This window comes from Vibrio sp. OPT24, assembly GCF_015163545.1.
Lineage (GTDB): Bacteria > Pseudomonadota > Gammaproteobacteria > Enterobacterales > Vibrionaceae > Vibrio > Vibrio cyclitrophicus.
In genome coordinates this window covers 34,122-46,319 of the sequence record NZ_JADDYI010000022.1, presented here as the reverse complement: position 1 = coordinate 46,319, position 12,198 = coordinate 34,122, and the positions used below count along the sequence as shown (strand labels likewise).

The 12,198-nt window shown below is 44.1% G+C and carries 13 protein-coding genes; 5 read left to right on the top strand and 8 right to left on the bottom strand.

All coding sequences use genetic code 11. The annotated features are described in order from the left end of the window. Positions 1-19: 19 nt before the first annotated feature. The 5 genes from IQO02_RS07870 to IQO02_RS07850 form a co-directional block, all read right to left on the bottom strand. Complete coding sequence (locus IQO02_RS07870) at positions 20-637, bottom strand: histidine phosphatase family protein (protein ID WP_010441200.1); 618 nt, start codon at positions 635-637, stop codon at positions 20-22. A gap of 9 nt (positions 638-646) precedes the next feature. Next, positions 647-1,258, bottom strand: coding sequence for a bifunctional adenosylcobinamide kinase/adenosylcobinamide-phosphate guanylyltransferase (gene cobU / locus IQO02_RS07865; protein ID WP_010441201.1), 612 nt, complete (start codon positions 1,256-1,258; stop codon positions 647-649). Positions 1,259-1,267: 9 nt separating this feature from the next. Beyond that, on the bottom strand, positions 1,268-2,074 hold the full coding sequence (locus IQO02_RS07860; protein WP_102282595.1) for an adenosylcobinamide-GDP ribazoletransferase: 807 nt from the start codon (positions 2,072-2,074) through the stop codon (positions 1,268-1,270). Further along, complete coding sequence (gene cobT / locus IQO02_RS07855) at positions 2,074-3,102, bottom strand: nicotinate-nucleotide--dimethylbenzimidazole phosphoribosyltransferase (protein ID WP_016799759.1); 1,029 nt, start codon at positions 3,100-3,102, stop codon at positions 2,074-2,076. Before cobT ends, IQO02_RS07860 begins: the two co-directional genes overlap by 1 nt. A 71-nt stretch (positions 3,103-3,173) precedes the next feature. Then, entirely contained in the window at positions 3,174-3,785 is a 612-nt protein-coding gene (locus tag IQO02_RS07850; protein ID WP_102282594.1) for a flavin reductase family protein, read from the bottom strand. A gap of 660 nt (positions 3,786-4,445) precedes the next feature. Here IQO02_RS07850 and IQO02_RS07845 point away from each other — a divergent pair. Beyond that, on the top strand, positions 4,446-5,141 hold the full coding sequence (locus tag IQO02_RS07845) for an NAD-dependent epimerase/dehydratase family protein (protein ID WP_016799761.1): 696 nt from the start codon (positions 4,446-4,448) through the stop codon (positions 5,139-5,141). A gap of 184 nt (positions 5,142-5,325) precedes the next feature. Beyond that, on the top strand, positions 5,326-6,699 hold the full coding sequence (locus tag IQO02_RS07840) for an L-cystine transporter (protein ID WP_010441208.1): 1,374 nt from the start codon (positions 5,326-5,328) through the stop codon (positions 6,697-6,699). Positions 6,700-6,809: 110 nt separating this feature from the next. On the opposite strand, the gene IQO02_RS07835 is transcribed toward IQO02_RS07840, so the two are convergent. Both IQO02_RS07835 and IQO02_RS07830 read right to left on the bottom strand, forming a co-directional pair. After that, entirely contained in the window at positions 6,810-7,202 is a 393-nt protein-coding gene (locus IQO02_RS07835; protein WP_016799762.1) for a GlcG/HbpS family heme-binding protein, read from the bottom strand. A 9-nt stretch (positions 7,203-7,211) separates the two neighbouring features. After that, a complete protein-coding gene (locus tag IQO02_RS07830) occupies positions 7,212-8,222 on the bottom strand; it encodes an aldo/keto reductase (protein ID WP_016799763.1) in 1,011 nt (336 codons plus the stop codon). Positions 8,223-8,364: 142 nt separating this feature from the next. Here IQO02_RS07830 and IQO02_RS07825 point away from each other — a divergent pair, with 142 nt between their 5' ends. Then, positions 8,365-9,249 carry a LysR family transcriptional regulator gene (locus tag IQO02_RS07825; protein ID WP_016799764.1) on the top strand — a complete coding sequence of 295 codons (885 nt, stop codon included), beginning with the start codon at positions 8,365-8,367 and terminating at the stop codon, positions 9,247-9,249. Between the two features lie 307 nt (positions 9,250-9,556). Beyond that, positions 9,557-9,778, top strand: a complete 222-nt coding sequence (locus IQO02_RS07820; protein ID WP_010441212.1) for a hypothetical protein — start codon at positions 9,557-9,559, stop codon at positions 9,776-9,778. 128 nt (positions 9,779-9,906) lie between these two features. Here IQO02_RS07820 and IQO02_RS07815 read toward each other — a convergent pair whose 3' ends face one another. Continuing rightward, positions 9,907-10,428 carry a DUF2058 domain-containing protein gene (locus IQO02_RS07815; RefSeq protein WP_010441213.1) on the bottom strand — a complete coding sequence of 174 codons (522 nt, stop codon included), beginning with the start codon at positions 10,426-10,428 and terminating at the stop codon, positions 9,907-9,909. A gap of 400 nt (positions 10,429-10,828) precedes the next feature. Here IQO02_RS07815 and IQO02_RS07810 point away from each other — a divergent pair, with 400 nt between their 5' ends. After that, entirely contained in the window at positions 10,829-12,163 is a 1,335-nt protein-coding gene (locus IQO02_RS07810) for a sphingomyelin phosphodiesterase (RefSeq protein WP_016799765.1), read from the top strand. Positions 12,164-12,198: the final 35 nt, after the last annotated feature.

The following is a 12,198-nucleotide window of genomic DNA, read 5'->3' as shown; positions in this document are numbered from 1 at the left end:
AAACTATGTTTCTGAACACTCAGAGAACTGGTAGCCCTATCGACTTTACGCTGACAAAGCTCTGTGCAAACTGAGTGATTTGAATATGGGTTATCGAGGCATTCTCAATCGATAGCTTCGAATACAAACTCGGGTTTTTCCAATCAATATCGAGACAATGTGCCAAGATCATTCGGATCACACCACCATGGGTAACGAGTAATAGATTGTCACTTTCATTGGTCAGAAGTTGCGACCAACCTTGGGTAACCCTGTCATGGAAGTTCTGTAAACTTTCAGCGCCAGACAGCTGATGGTTTGCGGGATCTTCCCAGAAAGTTTCTAACTTTGCCCATTTATCATCAAGCTCATCGAACGCAACACCATCGACTTCACCAAAGTTCATTTCCTGAAATTCAGGCTCAATCGACAGAGGCAAAGCCATACGTTTCGCATATAAGTTGGCTAAGTCGCTGCATCGTCTCAATGGCGAAGTGACAACGCAATCCAGAAAGAGGTTTTGCTCAATCAGCGACTCACAAATACGTTGTTGTATTTCAGTCTGAACCAACACGTCAGAGAAACCATTGAGCGCGGCTTTGCCTTCGACCTTGCCGTGTCTGAGCAAATAGATATTTTTGATGGCTCCGTTTTCCATGAACTCGACCTAACCTTCGGAATGTATAGAGTGGATTGACGGTTTTAAGTTCAACGGCAACCCTGCTGCAATCAATGTAACTCGCTCAACAACACGAGCCAGTGATTGATTCATGCGCCCTGCGTTGTCCACAAATAAACGCGACACTTTGCCCAACGGCACGACACCAAGCCCCACTTCGTTTGAAACCATGATAATTTGCGCCGGGCTTTGCTCTACGCTTTTGACCAATACTTCAACCACAGCTTCAACCTGTTCATTAGTTGCGTCATCACCCAATTCAAATATGACGTTGTTCAACCACAATGTTAGGCAATCAATCAACACCACATCATCTTGGTCAAAAGACTGCAGTTTTTCGGCTAGCTCAACGGGTACTTCATGCTCAGCCCACAGCTCATCACGACGTTGTTGATGGTGCGCGATTCGTTCTCGCATTTCATCGTCTAAATAAGTGGCTGTCGCAATATAATGTAGGCGTCCATTTGAACATGCTTCCAACGCACATAATGCTTGTTGCTCTGCAAAACTCGACTTGCCAGAACGAGCTCCCCCCAATACCAGGAGGCTGCTTCTCTGACTTGCTTGATTAATTTGACTAGCTTGATTCGTGTTTGTCATAAGAAGCCATTAAAGAAAACCTTTGTAAAAAGCAGCAGTGAACACAAGGTAAATCAGTAACTCCATCAACTGTTGAGCTGCACCCAAGCAATCTCCAGTGAAGCCACCAATTCGAGCCATCAACCACTTTTTGAAACCTGTTCTGAACAGATAGGCAACGACAGATAAAATCAAAGCGAATTCAAGACCAAACCACAGGCTAGGTAATACGCCTACAAGCAAGAGAAAAACGAGCTCGCCCTTAGTTTGCTTGTTGGCCAATGGCTTGCTTTTACTGGTATCCAAATCGCTAACATAAGGCATGTCGTAAATCAGCGATGCAGCAATCGCACGGCTAAAGGTGTAGCTCGTCACAATGACCAAAAACAATCCAGTCATGCTGACGAGTTCATTGAGCAGAACCCACTTGCCAAGCAGAGCCATGATCAGCGCAGACGCGCCGTATGTACCGATGCGGCTATCTTTCATGATGGTCAAGCGGCGTTCTAAAGTCATGCCACCACCAATGCCATCCGCCATATCGGTTAGACCGTCCTCATGGAAAGCGCCAGTGAGCATCAAGCTAAAACTCATCATCAAAAAGATGGCCACTACACTCGGCAGTATGTCATCGAGTAGCAAGAACACACCGCCACACAGAACACCAAGTAACAAACCAACCGTTGAAAAGTAGCGTCCAGAACGGTTCATTCGCTCTGATGAATAGGGAGTATTCTTCGGCATTGGCAAACGAGAAAAGAAGCCCATCGCCAATGTAAAAAGCTCCCACTGATAAGTAGCTCGATCTTTTAATGATCTTTCTGGTGCATCACTCATTAAACCGTGACTCCAGCACTTTCGAAGCTCGCCATGTTGTTATAGAACTCAGCTGCCGCACGAATAATTGGCATAGCCAGTGCAGCGCCTGTGCCCTCGCCCAATCTCAATCCAAGATCGAGCAGTGGCTCAGCGTCTAGCAGCTCTAACAAAATTTTGTGCCCCGATTCTTCAGAGCGATGCGCAAAGATCATGTAATCACGACAATTCGGGTCAATTAGGGTCGCGACATACGCAGCGACTGATACGATAAAGCCATCGACCAACACAGGGGTTTTGTTTTGGTACGCGCCAAGGAAAGCACCGACCATTTGAACTATCTCAAAGCCGCCTACTTGAGCAAGTACTTCTTTAGGATCTAAACCTTTGCAACGAGCAACACCTTGTTTCACAACCACTTTCTTGTGTTCCAGTTGTTCACAGCTAATCCCTGTACCTAAACCAACGCACTCCTGCGTGGGGCGATTAGCTAATGCACTCAAAATCGCTGACGCACTGCTGGTATTGCCAATGCCCATTTCACCAAACATGATGATATTAGTGCCATTCGAAATGGTTCTAGAAGCAAGGTCTGCGCCCAGTTCAATCCCACGTTCCATCGTTTCTAAACTCATTGCCGCTTCGTTGGCAAAGTTATTGGTTCCCGTACCCAAGCGCTGTGAAATTAACATGTCGCTATCGGATTCGACTGGTAACAAAATCCCAGTATCCACCACCGTAATATCGATGTTGTTCACCGCGCAAAAGCAATTAATCGCTGCGCCGCCGTTTAAGAAATTCAACACCATCTGTTGTGTGACAGCACTTGGGGCAATACTCACGCCTTCGTCAGCAATGCCATGGTCGCCAGCAAATATGATGATACTTGGCTTGTTCAATTCGATGTGTTCAACCGCAGCTTCTTTGTCTTGGCTCTGAATCAATGCCAGTTGATGTGCAACCTTTTCTAGTAGGCCAAGCGCACCGAGTGGCTTGGTTTTTTGGTCAATGCGATGTTGGATGTAGTGCGAGTGTTTGGTATCTAACATAAATTGAGGAGTACTTAAATTTAAGAAAACGAGTTTGAGAGCGCTTATTCTGCTTGAGCTAAATGGGTAAACTATTTAGGGCGAGCGACAGAGAACACATTGGAAAGCGTGGCGTATTCACCCCCGCCCAATCGAGATAAAGGATCCAGTGCTAACGCATCGATCTTAAGACGCTCACTGTCTTTGTCGATGACATCCTCCGATATATACACGGCCTCAACTTGAGCAAAGATAAGGCTTTGTGGCACCTCTCCAACTTCTTTTACTTCGTACAAGGTGCAGCCAAAAGCGACCGCGCACTCTTTTACTCTCGGTAAAGAAAAGCCATCAAATTCAACCAACTCGATATTATTCGCAGTCACTTCTGATTCACCATGATCAAGTGTGGCCGCTGTTGCTGTTATTGCTTCTGCAGAGCTTGCTGATGCTATATGAATGACAAGCTTACCTGTTTCGAGCGAATTGCGAGTCGTATCCTTAATCTCACCACTTGGCTTCTTACCAACGGACAGCATTAATAAAGGCGGGTTGCTCAATACTGGAGTGAAATAAGAGAAAGGCGCTAAGTTGAACTCTTGTTCTGAAGATTCCGTCAATGCCCACGCAATAGGGCGAGGAACAACGGTTTGTGTCATCAGGTGATAAATCTGAGTGGGAGCAAGAGTATCAAGCTTGAGGTTCATAGCACGTCCTTGTCTATGTGAAATTCAAATCAGTTTACGTGTTAAAAAGAGTCGTATCTATGGCTATCTGGCAGAAAATGCAGAGAGTGTTCTTTATTTGAACAAATACACCTCATTATTTCTCAAATTGAGAATCAAAAAGACATAAAAGTAACACTAAGCAACCACTTAAAAGAAAAATCAATAACTTACGTTTTGGCACCGATTATGCTTTAAATAAAGTAACTTATTAACCTCTCTCCGTTGGTAAGTTAACAACAAAGTAAGTTAAGCAATAAGGTAACAAGTATCAAAAGTGATTGCCCTCACTAAGAAACAAAAATCGACTGCTAAACAACAGACACAAAGAAAGAGATAAAGATTTAGGAGGTGTAATGTTCGTAAACCAAAGCAAAAAAAAACCAATTAAATCAAAGAAGAAAAATAGTAAAAAGGTGAAGGAACTCCCACTAGCCTTCACCTAGAAAGTGAACAGCCCGTTGCCCAGCGGGCTTTTCGCTGTTTGGTGCTTTATTTCCAAACATCCAGTGACCAACACCTGTCACTCTTCACCATCACTGGATTACTTTGCCGCCATCATTGTTTTGTGTAAGTTTTGTTCGCTTAAAATTCAAACACTGTTTATATTAAACAAGCACTTGCAAAGCGTTAAGGATAGCTATGAGTATTTCTGGAGACAAAACATCGGTCGTAGTGGCTGGAGCAACTGGGCTAATTGGACATCATGTCATGACGTTACTTATCGACGAGCCCGCGGTCGAAAAAATCTATGCCTTATCCCGAAGAGCATTAGATTCGCAGTTCAGTTCCCAAAAACTCCGTACTCTTATTCACAGTGACTTGCAGATAACGAGCTGGGATGACGCAAAAACAACTCCAACACTTGGCGTTATCTGTTTAGGCACCACCAAGAAAAAGGCCGGGTCAAAAGAAGCGCTACGTAAAGTAGATGTTGAATTAGTCAGCCAGGTTGCTCAATCGATGAAATTTCTCGGCGTTCAAAGAGTCGCAGTAGTCTCCAGCTACGGCGCTTCAATTGATTCCTATTCACACTACCTTCGTTGCAAAGGGCAAATGGAACAGAACTTAAAACGAATTGGTTTTAAACAACTATTTATTGCTCGTCCAGGGCCACTTGTTGGTGAAAGAGATGAACCCAGAGCTGACGAAAAGCTTCTGCAACGTATTTTCCCTCTCCTCTCTCCCTTTATGTTTGGTAAGTTCAAAAACCTGCGCCCTATTCAATCGAAAGATGTTGCTCAAGCCATGTTGTTCAGATTATTCGAAAATAACTTCCAAAATGTAGAAATTTACTCGTCAAGTAACATGCTCAATTTATTGGCAAAATATCGCTAAAAAGCTCACCTATTCACCACAATGTTGAATATCCACTCATCTTATTAGGTGGATATTACTAATTGTTCTATTAAATTACTTTTCCTTATTTTACGTTTTATAACAGAACGTTATTTTAGCGGCAGTACTTGCACCTATACATCCAGGTGCCTAATTGATTTAGAGCTATTCATAAGGAAAGCAAATGTCATTTTCAGCTATCGCTGCATTAGCGGTATTCACGGGTATCCTCTTTTTTCTCTACGGACAACAAAGAAAAGAAAACACGTTATCGCGTTTAGTTCTATTCGGTTTAGTCTTCGGTAGTGCTTTTGGTCTTGGCCTTCAGCTTCTATTTGGCGAAGGTAATCCGGTAATCAAAGAAACTTTAGACTGGGTAAACATTGTTGGTCGCGGTTACGTTGGCCTACTGAAAATGGTGATCATGCCATTGGTATTGGTTTCAATGATTGCGGCAGTCGTGAAACTTGAAAAAGGCGGTTCGCTAGGCAAGATATCTGGTATCACGATCTCTGTATTGTTAGCAACAACAGCGATTTCTGCGATTGTGGGTATTGCGGTCGCTCAAGCATTCGGCCTTTCGGCTGAAGGCTTAACAGAAGGTGCTCGTGAGACAGCTCGTATTGCAACACTAGAAAGCCGCATGGGAAGTGTTTCAGACCTAACTATTCCACAAATGCTGGTTAGTTTCATTCCGACTAACCCGTTTGCAGATCTAACGGGCGCTCGCTCTACGTCTATCATTGCGGTTGTTATCTTCGGCGTTCTAACAGGTATTGCTGCTCGTAAAGTAATGGCTGAGAAAGAAGAGCTAGAATCACCGATCCGTACTTTCGTTGACGCTGCGCAATCTATCGTTATGCGCTTAGTTAAGATGATTATGGCACTCACGCCATACGGCATCGCTGCGTTAATGGCGAAAGTTGTAGCAACATCAAGCGCTTCTGACATCCTAAGCTTACTGGGCTTCATCGTTGCTTCTTACGTCGCAATCATCCTGATGTTTGTTGTCCACGGTGTGTTGGTTTCTTTTGTTGGCGTAAACCCGAAGGAGTACTTCCAAAAAATCTGGCCAGTACTAACGTTCGCTTTCACATCACGTAGTTCTGCTGCAACGATTCCACTGAACGTTGATGCTCAAATCACTAAGCTAAATGTGCCACCAGCGATTGCTAACCTGTCTGCAACGTTCGGCGCGACGATTGGACAGAATGGTTGTGCGGGTATTTACCCTGCAATGCTAGCAGTAATGGTTGCGCCAACAGTCGGAATCGACCCAATGGACATCAACTTCATTCTGTCTCTGATTGCGATTATTACGGTGAGCTCATTCGGTATCGCGGGTGTGGGTGGCGGTGCAACGTTCGCGGCGCTTATCGTACTACCAGCGATGGGCCTTCCTGTAACTATCGCGGCACTGCTTATCTCTATCGAGCCACTTATCGATATGGCACGTACAGCGCTTAACGTATCTGGTGCAATGACAGCCGGTACAATCACCAGCCGCCTATTAGGTAAGAAGGACAAGCAACAAGATCTGGAACAAGCGAACGCTTAATAGGTTCGATTGATTCATTAACTTGAGTCTCGTTAAACAAAAAACCGATGCCCACGCATCGGTTTTTTATTATCTGTCTTTTATCAGAGTCACTTTGTAAACGGCAGAACTTAAAGCAACAACTGAATCACTTTCTCAGCCAGTGCTTCATCGTCATCTTCACTCAATCCACTGATACCAATAGCGCCAATCACCTGCCCCTTTATCTCAATGGGAACACCACCTTTAAAGCCAGTGATCTTTGGGTCGGTCCAGTAACTTAAGTCTTTACCAGTTTCTCTCGCCCAAGCGCCTAAGTTACCGCTTGGCTGCCTGTCTCTTGCAGACGTGTAAGCTTTGTTCTGTGCTAACAATCCGGCTTGTACACTCACATTATCCGTGCGAATAAACGCCAGTAACTCACCATGCGTATCACACACGCTCACCGCGATTGCTTGTTGATTATGCTCTGCAATGTTGAGAGCGCTAGACACAAGTTGCTTTACGAGCTTTTGATTCAACATACTCATTCCTTAAGGCAGTGCTTGACCACGCGAATACACGTATACGTTGTACCACTCTTCACGAGACAGATTTATCTGAGTCGCTACTGCCGAAGCTTTGATTCGCTCTAAATTAGTCGTGCCAATAACAGGCTGAATACTTGAGGGATGACGAAGCAAAAATGCCAACACAATCGCTTCACTTTCTACGCCATATTGGTTCGCTAACTGAGCTACGTAATGCGCGGTCTTTTTCACGTTGTCATGTTCTGAATACAAACCTTGCTCAGAAAATCGACCTTGCGCCAAGCAGCCCCACGCTTGTAATTGAATCCCCTTCATTTGGCAATGCTCAAGTGTACCTGCAGCAAAATCAGATTGATGGTGACCTTGCGAGTTGATCATCACACCATCATTCAACCAATCCAATTTAGCTAAACTCATCTCAATTTGGTTTGCGACAATGGGTTGCCCAAGCGCAGATTGCAGGTACTGAATTTGGTGGCTGTTCATGTTAGAGACACCGAAGAAATCGACCTTTCCCTGAGCTTTCAGGTTCTCAAGCATTCTTGCCAACTCATCGAGTTCCATGAGCGGATCAGGGCGATGCAAAAGCAACACTTCGAGCTTTTCTGTATTCAATCGGTTGAGAATACCGTCTACCGATTGGCTTACCCAATCTGCCGAGAAATCATAACGGCCAACATTGCCCTCGCCTTCAAAACGAATACCACATTTAGATTGAATGAACATCTGATCACGTAATTCAGGGGCTTGTTGCAGTGCTTGACCAAAAGCTTGCTCTGCTTTACTGAAGGTATAAATGTCTGCATGGTCGAACAGATTGATTCCTGACTCTAATGCTGTGTCGATTACGCTGCGTGTTTGCGCTGCATCAGCCGCCGTTACTGGATTATTATTCCAGCCACCACCTAATCCCATGCAGCCGTAGGCAACCTGCCCGACATTCGGTAGATAGTTTGATAACGGAATGCTCTTTTTATCATTCGTTTTGTTTGTAGATTCAATGCTGTTCGTCATACCTGATCTCGCTTTGAAGATTTGATGCCAATAAATATGCCTTTATCATATTGTTCTTTTTAGAAAACAGAATATGCTAGTTACGAAATGATTGTTTGATATAACGAACAATAGAGCTGACCAATTTTGAAGGCATACGCACATGAACGAGCACAAGAGAATAGAACGACTGATCCTATTTGTGGAACTTGCTCAGCAACTTAACTTTACCAAAGCAGCAGAAAAGCTCGGTATCTCTAAGAGCTACCTTTCTGAGCAGATCAAACGTTTAGAGAATGATTTACAGTGCCCTCTTTTGGTCAGAACCACGCGCAGTGTTCGTTTAACTCAAGAAGGCGAACGCGCGTTACAACAAGGTTTAACGATTCGTTCTCAAGTGTTGCAGCTCGAGCGTAGTGTTTCAGAGCAGCATGACATCGTAAAAGGTCTATTGCGTCTCACCGCGCCAAAGATGTTTACTGAGGTATATCTATTCGATATCTGCCAACAGTTTAGGCAGCAATATCCAGAGATCCGTTTTGAGATAAATAGCAGCTACACCAACTTTAATCTCAACCAAGATGATATCGATATCGCGTTTCGCGCCACCAATACCCCACCAGACAACATGGTGGCGAAACATTTGATTAGCTATCAGCATGATTTAGTCGCAACGCCCGGTTATCTTGATCAATTTGGTCGTCCAACCAATGTGAGTGACTTAAGTGATCATCAATGCTTAGCAACGCTCCATCAAACCGAGTGGCCTTTAAAATCAGCAAACATTGATGTGTCCGGCTGGCTTTCAAGTAATGACAATCACTTGCTTAAGCAACAAGCCATGGTAGGAAGCGGTATTATTCGTATCGCGAGTTACTACGTTGCGAAAGAGGTTGAGCTTGGAGAGTTAGAGCGCGTGCTGCCTAATGAATGTCTGCCACAAGGCAATAGTATTTACCTGTTCTATCCGCAAGTTATTTATCCGGCAAAGAAACACCAAGTGTTCGTTAAATTTGTTCAGAATTACTTTGAAAGCTTAAGTCGATAAAATGATGCACAGCTCACTAGGGCTTGTTGGTTTCATCTGGCCAACATATTCGTCGTAGCGAGCTCTACTTCAACCTCTTCGGCTGAATGTTATACCAGTGAAAGTCGACTATATGGCCGATCTACTTTCAAGCCTACTCGTCCTAGTTCTTTTATTTTTTCTTGCTCTTACATTTACATTAATATCTAAACATTCACTCTACGAATCGTTTTTTATTGACTTAAAAATGAAATCATAACGACACACTAATTTGCGTAACTTAGGGTGCAAATAGGCAATCATATTACAGTGCCTATCAGGAGGATGTATGAAACCAAATCGATCTACGGTACTCACTGGACATGTAAAGCACTGCCCATGCTGTTCTACCGAACTGGTCATTAAAGACCACATTCATGTTTGCCCGCGCAATGAAATTGGCGACTGTTACTTCGATGGCTATGACCAACACGAGCAACGTGCTAATACCGATTTCATCGATCATGCAAGTACCAATGATAGCCTTGTTTACGGCATGTCAGAGCATTAAGTGTTAGTCCACATTTGCTTAAGTCATTTCGCGCCAAAAAAAATGCAGCGACAATCGAGTGATTGTTCGCTGCATTCTTAGATCCTGTAAACTTAGCTAGCCATTAGAATGGAGCTAGGTAAAACGGATTACCACATTAGATCATCTGGGATCACAAAGTCTTTGTACGGGTCGTCTTCGTCTACTTCATCTGTGCTGCCTGCCTGCGTATCAACGATAGATTCTTCGTCGCGCATAGCAATCTTGTTCGCTACTGCTGTTGGAATAACAACATAGCTCTCGCCTTGACGAGCAATACTTAGAATGCCTTTACTTAGTTGCTTTTGAGTCAGCTCTTCTACGTAAAGGTATTTAACTAGCGTACCGTCGGTGAAGTTGTATTTGATCTCACCGTTCTTCTGTTCGATCTTGTTCATCTCAATCAGTTGCTTCACTTGAGCTTTAATTTCTTTGCTCAACTGCTGTTCTTTCAACTGTTGGTTTAGCTCTTTGTCTTTCGCTTGCTGCGCCAGTTTAGTTTCTTCTGCTGCCGCTTTTGCTTCACGAGACTGAACGCGAGACTTTTTAGAGCCTTTTTTCGCCTTCTTTAATTTTTTCTCATTTACCAAGCCAGCTTTAAGCATTTGCTCTTGGAGTGTTAACTTTGCCATGACTTTCCCAGTTCAGGATTAAAAACGACACTATCATACCTGTTTTTGAGGAATCTGTTTACTGAACAATGGCAAAATTTTTGCTGGTAGAGCAAGGCGGTTAGCGTTATTCCTTATCGTGATTCACAGCATCCATTTCTGGTTATTTACCGACCTATGATTTCCACAAAAACACCCACTAGTGACTTACCCTCATACCCAATCCTTCCTCTATTTTTTAGCGTGCGCGCGTATCACTTATCATTCAGGCAAAGCAATATGTTAATTTTCAATGAGTAATATGATTTATAAAACCATGGCATATATCTAATATTTGTGTAATTCCCATAGAGTTATAACTCCAATGTCACAACTCTTTACTACGTTATTCTTTAAACCAATCAGTAAGGATAACGTAAAAATGAAAACTCAATGGGCTTGCCTTAGTGCAATACTTGCATCTGCTTCATTCATTTCAACCTCGGCTATTGCAGATACCGATGTGTACCTGACCAATAACACTAGCCAAGCAATGACGATTCAAACCAATCACACAGGTACCGACCAGCTTCAATTCGGTGATGAGTGGCAACAGCATGTTGAACAGATTGGCCCTTGGGAGACGAAGAAGCTGATCAGTTTCAATCGCTGGACTGGTGTGAAATCTGGGAAGACCTACGAGTTTGACACTGTAGTATCGAACGCTGTCGGTGAGAGCGTCACGCTCAACCAAACCATGAAGGGACATTGGTATAACTCGACACTACAACATGGCCTAAGTGCTGCAGATGTCAACCTAACGCTGCATGACGACCGTAATATTCATCGCAGCACGACCGATGCATTCGGGGTCAATGCAGAGCTAGCACTTAAAGCCGATTCTACGGCGCGCTACGATGATATCTATTACACCATCACCCCACCAAAAGTGGATGAGCAACCAGAGCCAGGTGCCAATACACTCAAAGTCATGACCTACAACATCTGGGCGCTACCTGCCATCGCTTCGCATATTGGTGACCGCTATGACCTGATCCCTCAATACGTAAAGGGCTATGACGTACTGGCGCTTCAAGAGGTGTTTGCTAATGGCAGAGGTGAGTTCTTACGTGAACTAGCAAAAGAGTACCCGTACCAAACCAAAATGCTCGATAAAGATGGGATTAACATCTATGACGGTGGCGTGGTCATCGTCAGCCGTTACCCTATCGTTAACGAAGCGCAGTACGTTTTCCCTGATTGCACGGGCACCGATTGCTTTGCTGATAAAGGCGTTAACTACGCCGAAGTGATCAAGAATGGTCAGGCTTACCATGTCTTTGGCACTCACACTGCATCGTTTGATACGGACACCGCTCGTGACTACCGACAGCGCCAATTTAAACAAATGCGTCAGCTTGCTCAATCACTGGAAATACCAACTTCAGAAACGGTTATTTACAGTGGTGACTTCAACGTGAACAAGCTGAAGTTCCCAGGCGACTACCAGCAGATGTTCGCTAACCTACAAGCCGCTGAGCCGGAGTATTCAGGTTATACCGCTTCAACCTTTGATCCTCGCATCAATAACTTTGCTGGCGAACCTATGTCTGGCGGGGAAAATGTTGAATACTTGGATTACGTGGTGGTGAGTTCGGAGTACGCGCAAAAAGCTCACAACAATAACCGCGTTGATGTTCCTCGCTCTACAAGCAGTGAATTATGGAAGCACTACAACCTTTCAGACCACTTCCCTGTCAGTGCTGTCATCAAGTAGCGCGGTAAACGGATAATGCATCGAGTTATATTAAC